The 19,636-nt window shown below is 52.9% G+C and carries 22 protein-coding genes; 16 read left to right on the top strand and 6 right to left on the bottom strand.

From position 1 onward, the window contains the following. Positions 1-304 precede the first annotated feature (304 nt). Together ACFQ88_RS28575 and ACFQ88_RS28570 are read left to right on the top strand one after the other, a co-directional pair. Positions 305-1,060 (top strand): IclR family transcriptional regulator, encoded by a 756-nt coding sequence (locus tag ACFQ88_RS28575; RefSeq protein ID WP_379459529.1) that lies wholly within the window; start codon positions 305-307, stop codon positions 1,058-1,060. 84 nt (positions 1,061-1,144) lie between these two features. Continuing rightward, positions 1,145-1,669, top strand: coding sequence for an NUDIX hydrolase (locus ACFQ88_RS28570; RefSeq protein WP_379459527.1), 525 nt, complete (start codon positions 1,145-1,147; stop codon positions 1,667-1,669). 152 nt (positions 1,670-1,821) lie between these two features. On the opposite strand, the gene ACFQ88_RS28565 is transcribed toward ACFQ88_RS28570, so the two are convergent. After that, positions 1,822-2,169: a DUF4870 domain-containing protein gene (locus tag ACFQ88_RS28565; RefSeq protein WP_239630162.1), complete on the bottom strand. Its 348-nt coding sequence runs from the start codon at positions 2,167-2,169 to the stop codon at positions 1,822-1,824. A gap of 162 nt (positions 2,170-2,331) precedes the next feature. Between ACFQ88_RS28565 and ACFQ88_RS28560 the strand changes: the two genes are divergently transcribed. The 5 genes from ACFQ88_RS28560 (at position 2,332) to ACFQ88_RS28540 (ending at position 7,774) form a co-directional block, all read left to right on the top strand. Continuing rightward, entirely contained in the window at positions 2,332-2,760 is a 429-nt protein-coding gene (locus ACFQ88_RS28560) for a hypothetical protein (protein WP_239630161.1), read from the top strand. 307 nt (positions 2,761-3,067) lie between these two features. After that, on the top strand, positions 3,068-3,946 hold the full coding sequence (locus tag ACFQ88_RS28555) for a cation diffusion facilitator family transporter (RefSeq protein ID WP_379459524.1): 879 nt from the start codon (positions 3,068-3,070) through the stop codon (positions 3,944-3,946). A gap of 483 nt (positions 3,947-4,429) precedes the next feature. Beyond that, complete coding sequence (locus ACFQ88_RS28550) at positions 4,430-5,290, top strand: copper amine oxidase N-terminal domain-containing protein (protein ID WP_379459522.1); 861 nt, start codon at positions 4,430-4,432, stop codon at positions 5,288-5,290. A gap of 247 nt (positions 5,291-5,537) precedes the next feature. Beyond that, entirely contained in the window at positions 5,538-6,194 is a 657-nt protein-coding gene (locus ACFQ88_RS28545) for a hypothetical protein (protein WP_379460058.1), read from the top strand. 14 nt (positions 6,195-6,208) lie between these two features. Beyond that, the gene (locus ACFQ88_RS28540) at positions 6,209-7,774 is read left to right on the top strand and encodes a glycoside hydrolase family 28 protein (protein WP_379459520.1); all 1,566 of its coding nucleotides are present in this window, start codon (positions 6,209-6,211) and stop codon (positions 7,772-7,774) included. 1,117 nt (positions 7,775-8,891) lie between these two features. On the opposite strand, the gene ACFQ88_RS28535 is transcribed toward ACFQ88_RS28540, so the two are convergent. Then, positions 8,892-10,148, bottom strand: coding sequence for a BaiN/RdsA family NAD(P)/FAD-dependent oxidoreductase (locus tag ACFQ88_RS28535; RefSeq protein ID WP_379459518.1), 1,257 nt, complete (start codon positions 10,146-10,148; stop codon positions 8,892-8,894). Between the two features lie 263 nt (positions 10,149-10,411). Between ACFQ88_RS28535 and ACFQ88_RS28530 the strand changes: the two genes are divergently transcribed. From ACFQ88_RS28530 to ACFQ88_RS28495, 8 genes are all read left to right on the top strand, one after another. Further along, positions 10,412-11,359 carry a polysaccharide deacetylase family protein gene (locus ACFQ88_RS28530; protein ID WP_379459516.1) on the top strand — a complete coding sequence of 316 codons (948 nt, stop codon included), beginning with the start codon at positions 10,412-10,414 and terminating at the stop codon, positions 11,357-11,359. 48 nt (positions 11,360-11,407) lie between these two features. Continuing rightward, on the top strand, positions 11,408-11,542 hold the full coding sequence (locus ACFQ88_RS28525; protein ID WP_275590441.1) for a hypothetical protein: 135 nt from the start codon (positions 11,408-11,410) through the stop codon (positions 11,540-11,542). A 32-nt stretch (positions 11,543-11,574) separates the two neighbouring features. Then, complete coding sequence (locus ACFQ88_RS28520; protein ID WP_379459514.1) at positions 11,575-11,997, top strand: DUF3905 domain-containing protein; 423 nt, start codon at positions 11,575-11,577, stop codon at positions 11,995-11,997. A 121-nt stretch (positions 11,998-12,118) separates the two neighbouring features. After that, complete coding sequence (locus ACFQ88_RS28515) at positions 12,119-12,553, top strand: BrxA/BrxB family bacilliredoxin (RefSeq protein WP_239630153.1); 435 nt, start codon at positions 12,119-12,121, stop codon at positions 12,551-12,553. A gap of 197 nt (positions 12,554-12,750) precedes the next feature. After that, complete coding sequence (gene nadE, locus ACFQ88_RS28510) at positions 12,751-13,560, top strand: ammonia-dependent NAD(+) synthetase (RefSeq protein WP_379459512.1); 810 nt, start codon at positions 12,751-12,753, stop codon at positions 13,558-13,560. Positions 13,561-13,742: 182 nt separating this feature from the next. Then, on the top strand, positions 13,743-14,138 hold the full coding sequence (gene acpS / locus ACFQ88_RS28505; protein WP_379459510.1) for a holo-ACP synthase: 396 nt from the start codon (positions 13,743-13,745) through the stop codon (positions 14,136-14,138). A 34-nt stretch (positions 14,139-14,172) separates the two neighbouring features. Continuing rightward, positions 14,173-14,685, top strand: a complete 513-nt coding sequence (locus ACFQ88_RS28500) for an acyl-CoA thioesterase (protein WP_239630150.1) — start codon at positions 14,173-14,175, stop codon at positions 14,683-14,685. A gap of 87 nt (positions 14,686-14,772) precedes the next feature. Beyond that, entirely contained in the window at positions 14,773-15,291 is a 519-nt protein-coding gene (locus ACFQ88_RS28495; RefSeq protein WP_239630149.1) for a DinB family protein, read from the top strand. 87 nt (positions 15,292-15,378) lie between these two features. On the opposite strand, the gene ACFQ88_RS28490 is transcribed toward ACFQ88_RS28495, so the two are convergent. From ACFQ88_RS28490 to ACFQ88_RS28480, 3 genes are all read right to left on the bottom strand, one after another. After that, on the bottom strand, positions 15,379-16,137 hold the full coding sequence (locus ACFQ88_RS28490) for an SIMPL domain-containing protein (RefSeq protein ID WP_239630148.1): 759 nt from the start codon (positions 16,135-16,137) through the stop codon (positions 15,379-15,381). A 226-nt stretch (positions 16,138-16,363) separates the two neighbouring features. Further along, on the bottom strand, positions 16,364-16,744 hold the full coding sequence (locus ACFQ88_RS28485) for a c-type cytochrome (protein ID WP_379459507.1): 381 nt from the start codon (positions 16,742-16,744) through the stop codon (positions 16,364-16,366). 109 nt (positions 16,745-16,853) lie between these two features. Next, entirely contained in the window at positions 16,854-17,714 is an 861-nt protein-coding gene (locus ACFQ88_RS28480) for a helix-turn-helix domain-containing protein (RefSeq protein ID WP_379459505.1), read from the bottom strand. 70 nt (positions 17,715-17,784) lie between these two features. Between ACFQ88_RS28480 and mutY the strand changes: the two genes are divergently transcribed. After that, on the top strand, positions 17,785-18,915 hold the full coding sequence (gene mutY / locus ACFQ88_RS28475) for an A/G-specific adenine glycosylase (protein WP_379459503.1): 1,131 nt from the start codon (positions 17,785-17,787) through the stop codon (positions 18,913-18,915). A 30-nt stretch (positions 18,916-18,945) separates the two neighbouring features. On the opposite strand, the gene ACFQ88_RS28470 is transcribed toward mutY, so the two are convergent. Beyond that, entirely contained in the window at positions 18,946-19,629 is a 684-nt protein-coding gene (locus ACFQ88_RS28470) for a Crp/Fnr family transcriptional regulator (protein ID WP_239630144.1), read from the bottom strand. Positions 19,630-19,636: the final 7 nt, after the last annotated feature.

Genomic DNA, 19,636 nt, shown 5'->3' with positions numbered 1-19,636 from the left:
TAACACATAGCCGGCACCCGTATCGGGTAAAAATGACTTTTTGGCTTTTAAGCTTTTTAGCTTTTAAGCGGTAAAGTGATATTTTCTATCCCTATCATTACACATCATTAAATACTTTGTCAATCATACCAAAACAAATTCATATTGACAAACATATTATGTTAACAATTTGGAAAAAATAGTCGATTTTTTTGCGATCGGTTAACGGTTGACCGACGGAAACGAACAGTGATAAAATATGGAAAAAATATTTGGAACATGGTTCAAAATATGGAACTAGTATATGGTGGAGGCATCCGGACCGATGGATAAAAAGTATTGGGTTCCCGCGCTGGAGAGAGCGCATGACGTTCTGCGCCTCATTGCCGGAGAGCCCGGACGGCTCCGGCTGAGCGACTTGTGCCAGCGAACCGCAATAAGCAAAAGCACGATGTTCTCCCTGCTGCAAACGATGGAGGAGCTGGGCTGGATCGAAAAGGACCGGGCGGATGCCTACGGGCTCGGCGGGTATCTCGGGTGGATCGGCAGCGTCTACTTCCAGCAGTTTGACGTGATTGAGCGTTTCAAACAAGAAGCGCCCGCGATTATGAATGAAATCGGCGAGTCGGTACAGCTCGCCCGATTGGAAGGCAGCGAGGTCGTCTATTTGGCCAAGGAAACTGCGCCCAATCCGGTCCGCGTCGTATCGGGGCCGGGCTCGCGTTTTCCGGCGCATGCCACGGGACTTGGCAAGTCCCTGCTGGCCGGGTTGAGCGAAGCCGATTGGGAGCGGCTGTATCCACCGGGCAGTCCGCTTCTCCAGCTAACGCCGTACACGCTAATGGCGCGCGAGGAGCTGAGGCGCCAGGTGGAGCAGGCGAAGCGGGACGGCTTCGCCTGCGACGAGCAGGAGGCGGTGATGGGCTTCTGCTGCGTCGCTGCGCCGATCGTGCAGCGGGGAGGCGACATCACCGGCGCCATCAGCATCTCGATGCCGCTCCACGAGTGGGAGCGGAAGAAGCAGGCGGCGACCGGACTAGCCTCTCTGCTGGCCGGAAAGCTGGCTTATGGAGGCCAGTAGAGCTTGAGGCCGCGGCCGAGTCGTATACCGTTAATGATTCGGATTGTAAATCATTATGAGGGTGAAGGAAAGAGGCGACAGCGGATGCTGAAGTACAATTTATGCTTTATTCGTAAAGGCTCGCAGCTGCTGATGCTGAACCGTCATAAAGCGCCTCTGCTCGGCATGTGGAACGGCGTAGGCGGCAAGCTGGAGTCTGGGGAAACGCCGTATGACAGCGTGCTGCGGGAAGTGTACGAGGAGACCGGCATTGCGCTTACGGAAGCCCGGTACGGAGGGATTGTGACCTGGGAGGTCGACGGGAAGCCTACGAACGGCATGTATGTTTATACGGCGGAGCTGCCGGCAAAGTATGCCTCCGCTTATGAGACGCCGGCCGAGACGGAGGAAGGGATTCTGGCCTGGAGGCCTGTAGAATGGATTGTTCATCCGGACAATCAGGGCGTGGCGAAGCATGTAAGGCATTTTTTGCCGCCGATGCTAGCTCAGGCTCCATGCAGCGAATACCGCTGCGTTTTTCGCAACGGGCAGCTCATTAGCTGTACGCCGCTGCCTTTAGAGGCTCTGTACGCGGTCTCCGCAAGCGGAGGAATGGACGCGCAACCATGAAAACAGCGGCACTGGACCCGTGTTCGATGAACCGGCCGAATCGGCCGATTTATTAAACACGGGTTATTTCTCGTGGCATAGAAAAAAGCCGTCCTCGCGGTTCATGAAGAACCCGTCAGGACAGCTTCGAGTACCGGCCGCCGATGGAGTGGCTAAGGCACTTTGATAATCGATATCGTGCCGATTACTGGCAAAGGCTTCATTTGGCCGTTTACGGCTTGTATAATGCCGATAATCGCCAGCGCCAGCGTCGCCAGATTGGCGATAGGCAGTAAAATCCAGCCGATAAACGGAATGAGGCCGAGAACGATGTTGCATACAATTCCGAGAAGAAGCAGGATAAGGCCCTGATTCGCATGATACATGGCGAACCTGGATTGCTTGGCGGCAATGAGCGGAAGGAAAAATAGTATGTATGAGGCTGCGGCAATCCATTTATTTTCGTTGACGTCGGCTTCTGTAGCCTGGACGGGATTGCGCCCGTCGTCGGTTTGGGTCATTTTTATTCACCCCTTTCCTTCCCGGACCTTGGTTTAGCTGTAACCAGTGTATGCGCAGTCTTCGGACCGTATGTCTTCCTTTTTGGGACAGGAATAATATGGCGAAACCCTGGGAATTATAGAGCAGACCATTTCATTATACAACGAAAGGAACGAATCCGCATGACCGGTGCACCGATCTTTTTTGAATTCGAGAATGAACAATCGGCTAGGCTTGCCATGGACATGCTAGAGGAGCTGGGCTATCCGACCGGTATGCATAGCGAAATGAAGCGCCCTACCCTGCATATCAAGGTGGAACGCAACGATTTGACGTCCGCACTTGAAATTGCCCAAGCCCACGGAGGGCTGCTGAAGGAAATTCCGGGACTCGCAACAGAGAGCGATACGTACGCTATGGCTTACAATGAAGCAGACTTTATTGCCATTCCCGCCCATGTGGTGAATGAGGATTGGAATGAGCAATACGCAACCAGCTCCGCTTCGATTCCCGGAGTGGGAGCGGGGGAATCCGACTTCGGTAACGGAGCCGAAGTATTCGATCCGTCGGATGACGATTACAATCATTTTGACGCCGGCGTACGGTTATAACCGTTGCAAGCGGCCGGCTGGTGACAGGACAGGGCAGCGGTGAACCGCAGGCATGCGGGACCGCTGTTTCTTTTTACCCTAATTCCTCCGCTGCGGCAGCTGTTTGCTTCGATGAAGCCGATGTGGACCGGCAGCCACTTTTTTTGACCGGGAGAAAAAGATTTGCCTTGTAAAACAATGTTGTTCCGTCCCTATTTTTCGTTGCGAGGAAAACACTGTTTCTCTAGACCCACACGAGGTTCGTTTGTTATGATGAGGTTCGATTTGAAATCATGCATGTTGATACATGGATTTGGAGGAGAGCCGAGTGGTAGACACATACGATAATCTGAAGCAGGGCGAAAAAGGCGCATGGGTCAGTATCATCGCTTATATCATATTGTCTGCTTTCAAAATCAGCATGGGCTATTTCACGGGTTCAGAAGCGTTAACCGCAGACGGTATTAACAATACGACCGACATAATAGTATCGCTTGCCGTGCTCATAGGCTTGCGCATAGCCAGGAAGCCGCCGGATCAGGACCATCCTTACGGTCATATGAGGGCAGAAACCATCGCATCGCTGGTCGCTTCGTTCATTATGTTCGCGGCGGGGATTCAGGTCATTATCCAGGCTGCCCAGAGCTTGATGTCCGGCGAGAGACATGCCCCGGATATGCTGGCCGCATGGATTGCGCTTCTGTGCGCCGCCTGCATGTGGGGCGTTTACTTATACAACAGCCGTCTGGCACGGCGTATCAACAGCCAATCGCTGATGGCGGCCGCCCACGATAACCGCTCGGATGCTTTGGTCAGCATCGGTGCCGCGGTAGGTATTTTCGGTTCGCGGTTGGGACTGCCTATCCTGGACGCGGTCGCTGCATTTGCCGTAGGCATCGTTATTTGCAAAACGGCGTGGGATATTTTTTCGGAATCGACTCATGCGCTGACGGACGGCTTCGACGAGCAGAAGCTGAAGACGTTCCAGCAGACGGTCGGGGATACGCCCGGAGTCAAGAGAATTAAAGATATTCGCGCCCGGGTACACGGCAGCAGCGTGCTGCTGGATGTGGTGGTCGAAGTGAGCGCAGAGCTTAGCGTGGAGCAAAGCCACGATATTAGCGACGAGATCGAGCGGCGCATGCATACCAAGCATCATATCGAAAATGTGCATGTACATGTTGAGCCTTACACCGGCAGCCGTTAGTGTGCATCCATTCGGAAACGGTGGTTTATTGGTGAGATGAAACGTAAAGCTTAATGTGCCGTCTGCCATTGCCGGAAGGCAGCATAGTAGTGCGGGGGACGTTCGTTAGCGAAGCTATGGACAGCTGCGGAGAACGGGGCATGGAATTTCCTCATAAAATCGGATAACGGCAATACCCAAAGAAACGGCGTAGGCTCCTTCCCAATCGGTGAGGAATCTACACCGTTTTTTTATTGTTGAACTCACTTTTATGGAGCCGGAGCGGTTGCCACCTGTTACTGGCCCTCCGGGCTTCAAAGAAATGGTTCACGATGGCCCGTTTTTCATAGGTGGTTTTCATAGGTTTTATCGGGTTTTAACGGCATGAACTGCTGAGAAGAATAAAATTTTTATGGTTAAAAGCAGAAGTCACCCTCAAAAAAAATGCAGCCGGCGCCGAATATAACTAGCAGCACTACAAATTGCATCCTGGAGGGATCATTAATGAACAAAGTTTTATTAGCAACGGCATCCGGAGTATTGGCAACAAGTCTTTTTGCAGGAGCGGCGCTGGCCAAATCGGATAACGGTAACGGTGCAGAGAAAAAAGCGGAAGCGGCAGTGAAAGTGGAAGCTTCTGTGGACACCAAAGCGAATAAAAACGTTGAGAAGACTTCTCAAGACACTGTAACAGACAATACATACGGCAGTACAGGGCATCAAGGATATAAAGGACTTTTGAACGCTATTGAGAACGTGAAGGACAAGCCTGCGGGTGCGGTTATTGCCGATTTGCTGTTGACCAAATACGATGGAAGGCTAACGGCCGAGCAAAAGGCGGAGCTGGAAGCGATTAAGGAGAAGGACGAGGCGCTGTCCGCCGTAGCGGATTTGCTTGAGCAGCAAGGCAGCGTGACCGATGCGGTCTATGTTCAGAAGGATGCGATCAAAGCCAACATCAAAAATATCAATTCCTATAAAAAGCTCGGCAAGCTGTACGACAAATTGGGCAAAAAGGGAGTCAAGCTGTACGTGAACGGGGAAGAGCCTTCCTTTGAAGTCGCACCTTTTATCCGCGACGGCAATACTTTGGTTCCGTTCCGCGCCATCTCCGAGGCTTTGAAAGCGGATGTTGCATGGAATGAGGAAGAGCGTTCCGTTACCGTTACGCGCGACGGCATCTCTGTGAAATTGTATATCGGCAGCACGACGGCCTATGTGGACGGAAAAGAAGTAACGCTTGAAGTACCGGCTGCAATTGCCGACGGCAGCACGGTAGTGCCTGTACGTTTTGTAAGTGAAGCTTTGAAAGCTGCGGTAAACTGGGAGCCAGAAACCTCCTCCGTTATCATTAATGAAGAATAGTTTGCTGTAAAAAGGATGTTAAAAGTCAGAGAGTCCGCCGATAGAGACGGCTCCTCTGGCTTTTTTGTTTTTCCGGTGGGGCTGTCTTTAATAAAGTCTAACTTTGTGCAATAAAATGCTAGGCCGCGCATCCCGATTACTGGCGGTTCGGATAGCCGTGCATAAAAATCCAATTGCGTACAAATGAAAAAGATAGTATCAATAAAGCAAGTGACTTTGAGAAATGAGGCGGATTACAGTGTTGAGAATGATCTATCGCTCTCAGCTGAGGGAAGGGCAGGAAGAAACGGGCTTAAAGACGATGACCAGCGGACAAGCAGCCCGAAGGCTCGTGGAGGAAGGGAAGCTCATGACGATCGCCTGCTTCCGGTGGAATCGGGAGCTTTTTCTGTACTACGAATGTATGGACGGTGCAATCCATCCGGATGAAATGTTCGGCGATTTGGCGCCGTTGTTGGAGGATTGGCCGGGGCATGCGGACAAAAGGCAGTGGATTCCGATGGTCGATGTGTTTCACTTCAACGAGCCGGTCAGCCGGGAGCATTGGATCCGGAAAGCGCCGGTGGAACGCAGAGCGGGGCGCATTGCTCATTTGAAGCCGGAGATGATGGCGAGCTACATTTATTACCATTATCAGCTTCAGGAGGAGCGGGCGTTTCTTGGTGATAAGTACGAGATTATCGCCATGCACGAAAATTTGCTGTTCGGCTATCAGGAGTTTCCGAAAGTTATCGAGGAGCCGGCAGTGCCTCGAAAGCTCACAACGTCCGGCACACCGGAGAATTGGAACGATTCGCGCATGGACCTGCACTTCCAGCCTTGGGAGGACGGACATTTGTATTTCAAGCACATCGAGCTTGTATTCGAGCATTATTGCGGCGATGAGCATAACGAACGACTATAGGGAGAGATGATGGAATGAATGTGAATATTCGCGATTTTGGCGCCGTAGGGGACGGCGAAACCAAAGACACGGCAAGCATTCAAGCGGCGATAGACTACTGCGCGCAGCAAGGCGGCGGGCGAGTGGTCGTCCCTCATGGCAGCTATTTATCCGGAACGGTGCTGCTTCGCTCCAACGTCGATCTGCACTTAGCGGCGTCGGCACGCATCGTAAGCAGCATGGAGGAGCGGGATTTTGTTGCCCCGCCGACTGCTGGGGACCGTGAGGCTTTTCTCAGCGAAGGACAGGGGAAAAGCGCCCTGATCTGCGCGCGTCATGCTCAGAAGGTTTCGATCACGGGTCTCGGTACAATCGACGGGCGGGGTGAGCACTTCCTGGAACCCGAGGATGGCGTGAGCGACCATGTGCTGCTTCCGCTTGGGGGATTCAGACCAAAGCTAATCGATTTCGAGGGCTGTACGGATGTGCTGTTCCGGGATGTCACTCTGTATCGCGCATCGTCGTGGGGGCTTCATATGACAGGCTGCAGCCGTGTTAACATTAACGGCATTAAAATATTGGGCCAGCAGCGAGGGCCGAATAATGACGGGATTGACCCGGATTGCTGCAAGGACGTGCATATTTCGGACTGCCATATCGAGACCGGCGACGACTGTATCGTTGTCAAAACGACGAAGCAGGGTGCAGAGCGATACGGCTCCTGCGAAAACATTACCGTGACGAATTGTACTCTGGTAACACATGATTCCGCTGTCAAAATCGGCACGGAAACCCATGCGGATATTCGTAATATCGTCGTGCAAAACTGCGTCATCCGCAACTCCAACCGCGGTCTCGGCATTTGGGTCCGTGACGGCGCGACGGTGGAAAACATCCTCTTTTCGAACATCATCATCGAAACAAGACTGTTCAGCAATGCGGAGGAGCCGTCTCGTGAGCTTCGCTGGTGGGGCAAGGGCGAGCCGATCTTCATCACGGCCGAGCGGCGTAACGGCTCGGAGCAGCCTCCGGGCAAAATCCGCAATATCCGCTACGAGCATATATTGACGGAAGCCGAGGGCGGCGTTTATATCGAAGGCTCGGAAGAGAGCGTCGTCGAAAATATTTCGATCCGCGGGCTTCGTCATACGATGCGGCGCAAGAGCGGGTATCCGGGCGGCCTGTTCGATACGCAGCCGTCGGCGCGCGGCGTGTTTGCCCACCATATCCCGGCGGTATTTTGCCGCCATGCGAAGAACGTGTCGCTCGACGGCGTCGAGGTCGTCTGGGACGGCGAGCCTAACGATCATTGGTCGAACGCCCTATATGGCGAGCATATCGAGCAGCTGGCGATAAAAGGACTCCGAGGCAAGGCAGCCCCGGCTGGAGTCAGCGCAGTGGAGCTGAAGGACGTGCAAGGCCTTGCCGTGCAAGGCTGCAAGGCTGAGGAAGGAACGGATGCTTTCCTGGCGCTGGAGCGTGTTGATGCCGACGGGATGTTCGTGGTCGGCAACGATTTTTCCAAGGCGAAGACGGCGGTTCGATTCGCCGACGGGACGAGCCCCGAGTTTTATTCGGCGGCGAACCGGATGCCGAAGTAGTTGTAGTTGTAAAAGAAGCTAAAGCCGGGCGCAGCAGGTTATAGCAGGGCACACCCCATAGGTTGTGATGGGGTGTGTTTTTTTTGTCGGGGTGACTTGATGATAAGCTTCGTTATCTACAGGAGTTTCGTTCGGGTTTGCTGCGACAAGTGTACTGTAGGCAGGCCAGGATTGTTGATCCGATATGAAAACAAGTTGGAGTAACGAGTGAGAGTCAGGGTGATAGTGGCGGCGGTAGGAGTAGCAAATTGAGAGCTGGAGTAACGTTGGGCGGTAGGGGCAACAGATGAGTGAGCTGGAATGATAGTGCAGGTAAGAGTAACAAGTGAGGGATAAAAGTGACATCGGCGGTAGGAGTAACAAATGAGAGCTGGAGTGATAGTTGTGTAGGAGTAGCAAGTGAGTGGAGTGACATTGGTGGTAGGAGTTGTGATTGCGGGCTAGAGTGACACTGGTGGTGGAGTAACAAATGAGGATTGGCGAGTATTGGGAAGAGGAGAGTGGCGGCGTGTGATGATGTTGGTAAACGAACGGATCGGACAGGAGATCCGTTATTGCCCTCAATTTGTGCTTTTTCGGGCATGGATCGGACTCAGGATCCGTTATTTGTATTTTTTGGCACGTTGGAGGGCCTGATTGGGCCAAATAACGGAACCACGGTCCGATAGCTATCGGAAAAGCAGCAATTTTGAAACAATAACGGAACCACGGTCCGTTAGGGTGGGCGAGAGGCGGCTCGTCCAAGCCTCCCGCCCCGCCGTCGCGCTGCCGCTGTCCCGCAGTCGCAGCCGCAGTCGCGCTGTCGCTGCTGCTGTCGCAGCCGCAGTTGCAGCTGCTGTCGCTGTCGCACTGCTGCTGCCGCTGCCGCTTCGCTGCTGCTGTCGCTGCTGCTGTCGCAGCCGCAGTCGCTACCGCTGTCGCTACCGCTGCCGCTACCGCTACCGCAGTCGCAGCCGCAATCGCAGTCGCCGTCGCAGTCGCCGTCGCAGCCGCTGCCGCAACGCACCTGCCGCCCCGCTACCGCCGCGTCGCAATCCCGCATTCAATGGGGATGCGCCTTTTTTCGCGCGTTTTGCTTGTCGAAAACTCAAGCCTCCGCCGGAGCTTAGCGAACCGGCTACATCTCCGCTGCGTTCATCCCTGCCGTATAGCCGGAGGTGAACGCCGCTGTGATGTTATAGCCCCCGGTGTATCCGTGAACATCAAGGATTTCCCCGCAAAAGAACAAGCCGGGCATCAGCTTGGACTGCATCGTTTTCGGATCGATTTCCTTCAGGTTCACACCGCCTCCGGTAACGAAAGCTTCCTCAATGGACAGCGTGCCGTTAACCTCGATCGGAAAAGCCTTGAGCAGCTTGGCGAGCTCCATCCAAGGCTGCTTAGGAATGTTGTCGTACGTAATATCGCCCGACACCCCCGCTTTATCGAGAACGATCGGGAGGAGCCGTTCGGAAACGGCGGTCTTTAGGACGTTTTTCACCTGCTTTTTGGGATCGGCCTTCCCCAAGGATAACGTATATTGATACACCTCATCGGCGCTTTGCTCCGGGAACAGATCGATCGTCATGCGGATGGTCGGAGCGCCGGATTGCTTCAGTGCTTTGACTACGAATTGGCTGCATCGCAGGACAGCCGGACCCGATATGCCGAAATGAGTGAAGATCATATCGCCTTCATGCTCGATCAGCTTTTTCCCCTTCGGGTTCCAGACCGATAGCGTAATATCGCGCAGTGACAGCCCTTGCAGCTCCTTGCTGCGGATAAACGGCTCCTTCGACGTAATAGGCACTTCGGTCGGATACAGCTCCGTTATCGTATGACCCGCGCTTTCCGCCCATGCGTAACCGTCGCCGGTGGAGCCGGTATGCGGCACGGACTTGCCTCCCGTAGCGATAATGACCGCAGCCGCATCGATGCGGCGGCCATCCCTTAGCTCGACGCCAGCAACGCGGTCATCCCGGTACAGTACTCGGGCTACCGGGCTGTTGACGCGAATGTCGACGCCAAGGCTGCGGACTTTGCCGACAAGCGCATCGACCACGGTCTTCGCTTTGTCGGAGACGGGAAACATGCGGCCGCGGTCTTCCTCCTTAAGCCGGATACCCAGTCCTTCAAAGAAAGCGATGATGTCCTTGTTGCTGAAATTCGCGAAGGCACTGTACAGAAACCTCCCGTTGCCGGGAATATGCCGGATCAGCTCGTCCAGCTCTTTGGCATTCGTTACGTTGCAGCGGCCGCCTCCTGAGATGCCGAGCTTGCGCCCCAGCTTATCTCCTTTATCTATGAGAAGCACTTTGCCACCGTGGGAAGCCGCGGCAATACAAGACATAAGGCCGGACGGTCCTCCCCCGATGACGATAACATCATAAGACATAGTCGTTCAAAGCTCCTTGAATGAGTAGTGGAATTAACATTTATTGTACGCTTTTTCCCTGACAAAGCAAAGACGGCAAGGTCTGCTCGTTTTTTCGGTCGAATACTTATACTGCTGCAATAAGCGGAACGATCGGCTCGACAGCTGCTTGTGTTGCCGGATGTCGAATTGCATAGATACCCCACTTTACCCAGTATTACCATGGGGTTCTCTATCCAGATGAAAGCCATAATAATTTTTACTATGGCGTTGGGGGCGAGAGCATGGGCAAGGAGGGGAGAACCAAGCGCTGGCCGCTTATTGCCGGCGGTGCGGTGATTGTATCTGCAGTAGGCATTATTTGCTTTAGTGCCGCGTCAGATCAGTGGAAGCTTGAACGTTCGGCGGCTTTGAACGCAGCAGGCGTAGGGGGGCACCAGGCAGCAGCCATGAAGAATCGGGGTGCCAGTGTCGAGAAAGAGGCAGAAGCGGAGGAAGAGCGGGTTACGTCCCAGTTTTCTTTGAATCACCGCTTCGGCTACAGCCAGCCAAGCTTCGATTCAAAACGGATCACGCGGCAGTACACAATCCGGCAGGGCAAAGTAGCGTATTTGACATTTGACGACGGCCCTTCGCGAAGCACGGAGTCCATTTTACATATTTTAAGTAAATACGCGGTGCCCGCGACTTTTTTCGTTACAGGCAAAACATCGGAGGAGAATATCAAGCAGCTAAAGCTTATTGCAGAAAAAGGCCATGCGATCGGCAACCATACCTTTTCCCACGATTACTCGCGAATTTATGCTTCCGTGCAGGCGTTTAAAGCCGATATGGAGAAGCTGAACCGTTTTCTGAAGGCGGAGGTGGGAGTAAGTCCGGATATCATCCGGTTTCCCGGAGGGTCGAATAATCGGTTAAGCTGGAAGACAGGCGGTCGAAGCGTGATGAAAGCTATTGCCCGGGAAATGTCGAATAATGGATATTCATACTTTGACTGGAATGTGAGCTCGACAGACGCCGCCGCGGCTGTACAGCCCAAAGAAGATATTGTCCAGGCGGTAAAGAGCAACAGCGAGGGAAAGGACAAGATTATCGTCCTGATGCATGATATGGACCGGAAAACAACGACGGTTGAAGCGCTTCCGGAAGTTATAGAGTACTTGAAGGATCAGGGATACCGTTTCGATAGGCTTCATAAGGAGTCGTTCAAGTTCCAATTTTTGAAGCTTTGAGTTAATTTCATGCGGGTACGCATAATAACGGGGAAGGGAGCGATAACGATGAAAACGAAGAAAACAACAGGCTCGAAGGAACAGGAGATGCAATCCACGCAAAATAAACGGCAAGCCGACAACAATTCGGATGCTGCCGGATACGACAAAAAATTGGACGGCCCTAACCGTCCGTCGGTATAGGATACAACATTGCAAGGAAGGAGCGATCATAAATGGCTGATAAAGACAACGGAGACAAAGCCGGCCCGGCTGCCGCCCTGTCCAAAGACAACAGTGAGCTGGATCCGTTTGAAATCAACTTTTTGCCGCAGTTTTTGGAAGGCAGAGGCCCTAGAGATCCGTTTGTTAATTCGCAGGGAGTTGTGATCGGCGATCACGACTATGAGTCTGCCAACTCTCCTTTGGAAAACTGGTCGAAAAACACGGATCCGGCCGTCATGTCTGGCGACGAATGGGTCCATCCGTTCAAGGACGTCGGGTTCCACTCACCCGAAAACAAGGATTATTTCGAAAAGGGCATCGCACCGCAAACTGGCAATTTCATGCATGCGGACAAAAATGTGGCCTATCAGGCTTACAACGGCCAGCTAAGCGATCAGGAAGACGACCGTCCGGAAGAAGGAAATCCGTCCTGAAGCCACATTCAAGCAGTTGCATAAAAGGGAAAACAGGTACTTTGCTTTCATTCCTTACCGATGTATAATAAAACATATGATAGTTTGTAAACCCTTATGTAGGTAAAAGGAGTGAAAGTACATGTCCATGTCATTTGAGTCATACATGAAAGATATGGTTCAACCTATGCGAGACGATTTGACTCGTATCGGTATATCCGAGCTTCGCACGCCGGAGGAAGTGGAGGCGAGCCTTCCAACAGCTAAAGGTACAACTTTGCTGGTCATCAACTCCGTTTGCGGCTGTGCTGCGGGCCAATGCCGGCCAGGCGTTGCCAGAGCGCTGCAAAACGAAGTGAAGCCGGATAACCTGTTCACCGTATTCGCGGGACAAGACAAAGAAGCTACCGCCAAAGCTCGCGAGTATTTGGCGCCGTATCCTCCATCTTCTCCTTCGATTGCTCTGTTCAAGGACGGCGAGCTGGTTCATTTCATTCAGCGTCACCAGATCGAAGACCGTTCGGCGGAAATGATCGCCGGCGATTTGATCGGCGCGTTCGAGCAATATTGCAAATAAGGTTTATGCTTCAGCATGAAGCATAGCTTTAAGCGGCTGGACTATCCAAGGATAGCCGGCCGCTTTTTTTGTATAACCATGGTAAGGGCAATGAGTCTAAAGCGAAGGAAACTGGTGTAAACTGGAGCATTTTGTCTTGCATTCTGACATCAGTGGACTATACTAGAGGAAATAAAGAGTAGGAGAGGTGTTGAACCATGAGCCTGCAGCAGGAAATTATCGCGAAGCTCGGCGTGAAGCCGGAAATCAACGTAGATGAAGAAATCCGCAAGCGTGTCGATTTTCTTAAGGACTATGTGCTCAAATCCGGAGTTAGCGGCCTACTGATTGCTATCAGCGGCGGCATCGACAGCGCTGTTGTCACAGGTCTGTGCAAGAAGGCGACCGATGAATTGACGGAGGAGCAAGGTAAAGAATACAAAACGCTGGGCGTGTTTCAGCCGTATGGCGAGCAAGTCGACATTTCGGACAGCTATGCCGTGGCGGAAGCGTTTCAGCTTAAATACAGAATAGAGACCAACATCGAGGAAGCAGTGAATGAAATCGCCCTCGAAGCGGAGCACGGCTTGAAGTCGATCGGCGAGCACCGCCATTTGAGCCGCGGCGGCAAAGGCAACGTAAAGGCGAGAACGCGCATGGTTATGCAATACGCTTTGGCGTTCGAACTCAATTTGCTTGTCGTCGGAACCGATCACGCTTCCGAAGCGATCACAGGCTTCTTCACCAAATATGGCGACGGTGCGGTAGACATCACTCCGCTTAGCTCGTTGAACAAGCGTCAAGTACGTTCGCTTGCCGCTACGCTGGGAGTACCGCAAAGCGTGCTCGATAAAGCTCCGACCGCCGGCTTGTGGGAAGGCCAGACGGACGAGAACGAGCTGGGCATCACTTATGGAGATAACAGCTCTTATTTGGAAGGCAAGGATATCGATCCTGTAGCCAAGGAAAAGCTGGAGAAGCAGTATATGAAGACCGAGCATAAGCGCGCTCCGATTCCGGGAATTTAAACCCGTCGGATAGGACGTTGTGCAAGTTAAAAGGATCAGACCGGGCGGAGGCCCGGTCTGTTTTGAATCTCTCGCAGCAGAGGAGGCGCCGGCCTGCAGCGGTCAGCAGCTTCTTGCTTTCGTTCCGGCGATTCGGTACGATGAGCTGAGAGTTGCATTAAGACCGGGAAGGCGTGTACAAGATGATTATAGGTATTGGAACGGATTTGCTCGAGATTGCCAGAGTGAAAGGGATACTGGAGGGCGCTGCGGGAGAGCGGTTTTTGCAGCGCGTGCTTACGCCGGCGGAGCGGGAGCTCGCCGAGAAGCGGCGGGGCAGGCTGGCCGAATACACAGCAGGCCGTTTCGCCGCCAAAGAGGCGGTGAGCAAGGCGCTCGGTTGCGGGATCGGCAAGCAGCTATCGCTGCAGGATATCGAGGTCATTCCCGACGATTGCGGCAAACCGGTCTGCCGTGTGGCGAAGGAAGCCTTTTCGCGCCTCGGCCTGAATCCGGAGCAAACGGTCATTCACTTGAGCATCACGCATTCCGAAACGTCGGCCATGGCCTATGTCATCGTGGAGAATCGGAACGGCTAATACATACATACGAGCTTATTAGGGAGGAACCGTTGTGGAACAACGTTTTGTAAAGGAATCCAGAGTATACAAGACATCCCGGATTTTTCCTACGGATGTCAACAATCACAACACCTTGTTCGGGGGCAAGCTGATGGCCTATATCGACGACATCGCCTCGATCTCCGCGTCCAAGCATTGCCGCCGCTCCGTCGTTACGGCATCTACCGACTCCGTCGACTTTTTGTCGCCGATCCGCCCGACGGATTCCGTTTGTCTGGAATCGTTCGTAACGTGGACGGGCAAAAGCTCCATGGAGGTGTTCGTGAAAGTCATCACCGAGGATCTCAAGACAGCCGAGCGCACGATCGCGGCTACCTCGTTCCTGACTTTTGTAGCGCTGGACGATAATAAAAAGCCTGTTCGCGTTCCTATGGTAATCCCGGAAACCGAGGAAGAGCGCCGATTGAACGAGACCGGTAACAAAAGAGCGGAAATGCGGCGACGCCGCAGAGAAGAGAGCAAGGAGTTCTCGGACCATTTGACGGTCACCTTCCCTTGGGAATAACGAAAAGAGCGACAGGCTACTAGGATAGGTCTGATTGATGTGTTGGCCAAAAGCAAACTACAGCGGAAGCGAAAGGTGGGTTTATCCATGCTGCAAAGACCGGAACAACATGAGTACGCCCCATATTACGGGACTTATATTCAGCTAGTTCCCGAAGGGAATTTGATTCAGCTTCTTGATGATCAACTGGATGCGGCGTTGGCATTGCTCAGCGGTTTGTCCGAGGAGGAGGCCGCCTATCGTTACGCGCCCGGTAAATGGAGCATCAAAGAGGTCATCGGCCATATCACCGATACCGAGCGTATCATGGCATACCGATTGCTGCGGATAGCGCGGGGGGACACGACGGAATTGCCCGGCTTCGATCAGGATATTTATATTAGCGGAGCCTCGTTCGACCAATGCTCCCTGCCGTTTCTTCTTGAAGATTTGACCGTCGTTCGCCGCGCAACGTTAACGCTGGTGAAGGGGCTATCCGAGGAAGCGTGGAGGAGACAAGGGGTGGCGAGCAGCAGTCCATTTACAGCACGAGCCTTGGCTTGCGTGATTTCCGGCCATGAGCTTCATCATCTCAAAGTGCTACAAGAGCGATACGGATTGAAATAAAGAATGCACATAGTAAAAAAAGGAATCTCTGGCCCATAAGTCCAAAATCGGACGGACGCAGAAGATTCCTTTTCTTTTAGTGCCGCATTAAAACTCGTATTGTACCGTCAAGCTGGTGGTGATAGTCAGCTCGCCTGGGGCAATGCTGGTGGAAGCTCCTGCAGCGTCCGCTTTCATCATCATAGGGCTGTACTCCCTCTGCACCGGAATGGCCGATGTGCCGCCTTGAGCCACATTCATGATGCCTTTCAGCTCTTTGCCTGCCGTTTTGGCAATGGCTTTGGCTTTGGCTTCGGCATTCTTCATAGCGGAATCAATCGCTTGAATTTCATAGTCCTGTCGCTTTTCCGTATCGAACTGAACGCCGTTGATTTGATTCGCGCCGGCTGTGGATGCCGCATCCAGGAAGGAGCCTACTTTTTCAATGTCGCGGTACGTAACTTGCACCATTTGCGTAGCGGTATAGCCGGTAATTTTCGCTTCCTTCTCCGAATAGTTGTAGACGGGCTGCACCTGGAAGCCTGATGTTTTCACATCTGCTTTGTCCAGCTTGTACGTATCGTACAGCATGGAGGTCAGGCTCGCGAAGCTTTCCGCATTCTTCGTCTGAGCCTCGTTAGCTGTAGCGGCTTTGGTCATGACGCCGAGATTGATGTAAGCCACATCGGGAGTCACTTTGATTTCCCCTTGACCACTGACGGAAATCGAATTCTTGTACGCCGGCGCGGCCTGCTCCGCATAGACCGGAGTTACCCCTGGCTTGACGGACGTGAAGTAAGTCAGACCCGTTAACAGAGCAACGGCGGCGACACCGATAATCAATTTGTTAGCTACAGTCGATTTCATGAAATTCCCCCTGTTACCAAATTGTTGGTTCATTGTTAGAAACGCAGCCGTTTGAACAAATGTTGCAGGGTTACTCGATAGAATGATATTTTTAACAAAAAAATTTATATGGCTTAAAACGAGAAGAAACATTACGCCGGCACACGAAAAAACACCCGTCCTGACGATGAAGTATCGCCATGCGGATGCTTAACCTGCTCTTATGATTAGTCCCGTTAAATAACGGCTATTTCTTCTCTGCCAGCCAGGAAGCCAGCGCATCGACATCCTCCTGCTTCAGCTTGCCGCCAAAGCCGGGCATACCGTTGCCGCCGTTCGTAATTTGCTTGGCGATCTGCTCCTTGGTCATTCTTCCGCCGACCTTCTGAAGGTTCGTCGATGGACCTACTTTGCCTTCCAGGCTATTGCCGTGACAGGACATACAGCTTTGCTTATACACCGATTGGACCTGCTCCGATGCGCCGGCCATCGCCTCGGCCTGTCCGGTGGCCGTTTTCCCTCCGCCGAAAGGCTCCGACCCCTGCTTGGGCGCTCCGCATCCAGCGAGTGCTCCAACGATTAACAGGCTGGCAGCAGCCAGCCCGACCCCTTTTGATAGTAAACTCATCCGTGGTTCCCCCTAACCGCAGCATCCTTTTTATGGGTAGCGTACACCTTTCGCCAAGGGAAGTCAAACTTGCCCCAAGCGAGCAAAGGCTGCCGGCGGACGAGTCGCTCTAGTGATCCATAAAAGGAGCGAAACGGTGTTTTTTGGCGTAATCCCGCGGAGAAACGCCGGTCACTTTCTTGAAAATGCGGCTGAAATAAAACTCGTCCGTATACCCGACACTGTTGGCGATCAGCTTCAGCCGGTAGTCGGACAGCACGAGCAGCTCCTTCGCCCGGTCTACCCTAAGATGCGTCAAATAATCGATGGGGCTGTATCCGATATATTTTTTGAACAACCGAGAATAATGGCTCACGCTCAACCCCGCCATTTGCGCCAGACCTTCCAATGTCAACGGCTCCTGATAATGGCCGATCATATGATCCTGCGTCAGCTCGATGGCGGCTGTCGTATCGCCGGCTATTTTTTGCGCGCGAAAATCCTGGATCAGCGTGAGGAAAAACTCGAGAAGCAATATTTTCCGCCTCATGGCGGTCATATGGCCTCTGCGCTTCCACAAGATGTCCAGCTGCTCGAACAAATAAATAAGCTGCGGCGTATTGTTTACCGTGTACATGCCTTCCAGCGGAAATGCGGTCTCGGAAGAGCTGTGATAAATCCACTGTTCCTTCTCCTCGTAAGTTTCCGTATAATGAAAACGGAGGAAGTAGTATTCGAGCGGCTGCTCGGGATCGGTTTGCCGTTCTACGACCATGCCGGGGCTGAAGCAAAAAAATTTGCCCGGCTCCGCCGGATAGTGCGTCCCGTTGATCGTAAACGTGCCTTTGCCTTTAATAATGAGCCAGATCGAGTTGTGACGTATCGTTCTGGGCAGCTGGTGCCACTGGGGGCTGCATTTTTGATGGCCTACGAGCAAGATCGAAATGACCAGTTTGTTCAGTCGTGCCGCCAGTTCACCGGGGGTCAACATGCGCCTCACTCCTCCGATGGATTCAAGTGCCATCATTATACCATACCGTTTAGCAACAAAAGGAGACCTTATGGAAACAAAAGAAAGAAAACAATATTTTTCCGCGGAATTGTTGTCATGGTACCGCAAGCACCGGCGTGACCTGCCTTGGCGCCGAAGCCGGGACCCTTATCATATATGGATTTCGGAAGTGATGCTGCAGCAAACGCGGGTCGAGACCGTCATTCCGTATTTTCACCGGTTTACGGAGCGGTTTCCTACGATGGAGGCGCTGGCGAATGCGCCCGAGGAAGACGTGCTGAAGCTGTGGGAGGGGCTTGGCTATTATTCGAGAGCCCGCAATCTGCAGGGAGCGGTTCGGGAAGTACAGGAGCGGTATGCGGGCGTCGTGCCCGATACGCTGGAGGAAATATCGACGTTAAAAGGAGTCGGCCCCTATACGGCGGGTGCGGTGCTGAGCATCGCCTACAACAAGCCGGAGCCGGCGGTAGACGGCAATGTGATGCGGGTGCTGTCACGATATTTTCTGATTGAAGATGACATTATGAAGGCCGGTACGAGAGTGAAAATGGAGAAGCTCGCCAAGGAGCTCATTCCAGAGGGAGCGGCCGGGGATTTTAATCAAGGCTTGATGGAGCTTGGCGCGATGGTGTGTACGCCCCGTTCCCCTCATTGCTTAACCTGTCCGGTCATGGAGCATTGCTCCGCCAGGGAAGCGGGAATGGAAGAGCAGCTGCCTGTCAAAAAGAAGGCCAAGCCCCCGCGTCCGGAATACCGGCTCGCCGCTTTAATAGAAGGAGAAGGTCCGAACGCAGGGAAGGTGCTCATCCGGCAGCGCCCTCAGGAAGGGCTGCTCGCCAGAATGTGGGAGCTGCCGCATACGGAAGCGCCGTTTGCTTATCCGCAGGAGGGTGCCGTACCCGATACCGTATCGGTATTAACCGAGCATTTGGCTGAGGAAACGATCGGCGTTAGTGTCCGAAGCTGGTTTGCGCACGCCGAGCATACGTTCAGTCACATCCATTGGGACATGCAGGTGATCGCATGCAGGCTGGAGCCGTCGGTTCTGCCTCTCGGAGCCGGCTTGCTGCTGCCGTCGCATTATCAGTGGGTCGATCGGGACTCGATGGGGCAGTATGCGTTTCCTAATGTGTTCTTGAAATTACTAAACCGCTACTTTGCGCAGCAGCCGGTCTCATAAAAAAGACCGCATCTGCACGATGCGGTACGGTTAAATGATACGCTTCTTCAGCTCTTCCATATTCTTAATGAATATCATTTTCTTGTCGATGGATATGACCTGATCCTCCTGAAGCTCCTGAAGCACCTTGGTTACGGATTCCCTTACGGTTCCGGCCATGTTGGCGAGCTGCTGGTGGGTCAGCTTCATATCGATCATGAGCCCTCCATGCTTCGTAACCCCATGCTCCTCCGCCAAGCGCGAAATCACCTTGATCGTACGGGTGCGCACATCCAGGAAGGTCAAGTCGTAAATTTGCTCGTTCGCTTTACGCAGCCGCTCCATAGTTACTTCCAGCAGCTTCAGACTGAGTCTCGGCGATTTGACCATAAATTCAATGAAATCGGACCGGGATAATGTATACATCGTTGTAGGGGCCAACGTTTCTACGGTAGCGGAACGGGTCATACCGTTTTGAATCAAGGACATTTCCCCGAAATAATCCCCTTCACGGAATAGGGATAAAATAACTTCCTTCGTATAATCGATGCGATAGATTTTGACCAGGCCGGATTCAATAATGAAAAATTCGTTGCCTGAGTCTCCCTCATGGAACAGCACGGTGTTCTTCTTGAACTTCCGCTCCACGAAAAGAGGCGCAATCGATTCGAGCTCGCTTATGGATAAGTCCTGAAATAATGGGACTTCCTGCAACAGTCCGATAATACTTTGCATGTCATCA

The sequence above is a fragment of the Paenibacillus sp. NPDC056579 genome (assembly GCF_042793215.1).
In the GTDB taxonomy this organism is placed as follows: domain Bacteria; phylum Bacillota; class Bacilli; order Paenibacillales; family NBRC-103111; genus Paenibacillus_S.
The sequence above is the reverse complement of the archived record's forward strand: the minus strand, read 5'-3'. Positions and strand labels throughout refer to the sequence as shown.

Coding starts and splice junctions, on each gene's coding strand:
- ACFQ88_RS28570 (WP_379459527.1), top strand. CDS start 1,145: ATGCTGAAGTACAATTTATGCTTTATTCGTAAAGGCTCGCAGCTGCTG.
- ACFQ88_RS28515 (WP_239630153.1), top strand. CDS start 12,119: ATGTCCATGTCATTTGAGTCATACATGAAAGATATGGTTCAACCTATG.
- ACFQ88_RS28520 (WP_379459514.1), top strand. CDS start 11,575: ATGGCTGATAAAGACAACGGAGACAAAGCCGGCCCGGCTGCCGCCCTG.
- mutY (WP_379459503.1), top strand. CDS start 17,785: ATGGAAACAAAAGAAAGAAAACAATATTTTTCCGCGGAATTGTTGTCA.
- acpS (WP_379459510.1), top strand. CDS start 13,743: ATGATTATAGGTATTGGAACGGATTTGCTCGAGATTGCCAGAGTGAAA.
- ACFQ88_RS28525 (WP_275590441.1), top strand. CDS start 11,408: ATGAAAACGAAGAAAACAACAGGCTCGAAGGAACAGGAGATGCAATCC.
- nadE (WP_379459512.1), top strand. CDS start 12,751: ATGAGCCTGCAGCAGGAAATTATCGCGAAGCTCGGCGTGAAGCCGGAA.
- ACFQ88_RS28540 (WP_379459520.1), top strand. CDS start 6,209: ATGAATGTGAATATTCGCGATTTTGGCGCCGTAGGGGACGGCGAAACC.
- ACFQ88_RS28495 (WP_239630149.1), top strand. CDS start 14,773: ATGCTGCAAAGACCGGAACAACATGAGTACGCCCCATATTACGGGACT.
- ACFQ88_RS28560 (WP_239630161.1), top strand. CDS start 2,332: ATGACCGGTGCACCGATCTTTTTTGAATTCGAGAATGAACAATCGGCT.
- ACFQ88_RS28565 (WP_239630162.1), bottom strand. CDS start 2,169: ATGACCCAAACCGACGACGGGCGCAATCCCGTCCAGGCTACAGAAGCC.
- ACFQ88_RS28575 (WP_379459529.1), top strand. CDS start 305: ATGGATAAAAAGTATTGGGTTCCCGCGCTGGAGAGAGCGCATGACGTT.
- ACFQ88_RS28535 (WP_379459518.1), bottom strand. CDS start 10,148: ATGTCTTATGATGTTATCGTCATCGGGGGAGGACCGTCCGGCCTTATG.
- ACFQ88_RS28470 (WP_239630144.1), bottom strand. CDS start 19,629: ATGCAAAGTATTATCGGACTGTTGCAGGAAGTCCCATTATTTCAGGAC.
- ACFQ88_RS28480 (WP_379459505.1), bottom strand. CDS start 17,714: ATGTTGACCCCCGGTGAACTGGCGGCACGACTGAACAAACTGGTCATT.
- ACFQ88_RS28485 (WP_379459507.1), bottom strand. CDS start 16,744: ATGAGTTTACTATCAAAAGGGGTCGGGCTGGCTGCTGCCAGCCTGTTA.
- ACFQ88_RS28490 (WP_239630148.1), bottom strand. CDS start 16,137: ATGAAATCGACTGTAGCTAACAAATTGATTATCGGTGTCGCCGCCGTT.
- ACFQ88_RS28530 (WP_379459516.1), top strand. CDS start 10,412: ATGGGCAAGGAGGGGAGAACCAAGCGCTGGCCGCTTATTGCCGGCGGT.
- ACFQ88_RS28545 (WP_379460058.1), top strand. CDS start 5,538: ATGATCTATCGCTCTCAGCTGAGGGAAGGGCAGGAAGAAACGGGCTTA.
- ACFQ88_RS28550 (WP_379459522.1), top strand. CDS start 4,430: ATGAACAAAGTTTTATTAGCAACGGCATCCGGAGTATTGGCAACAAGT.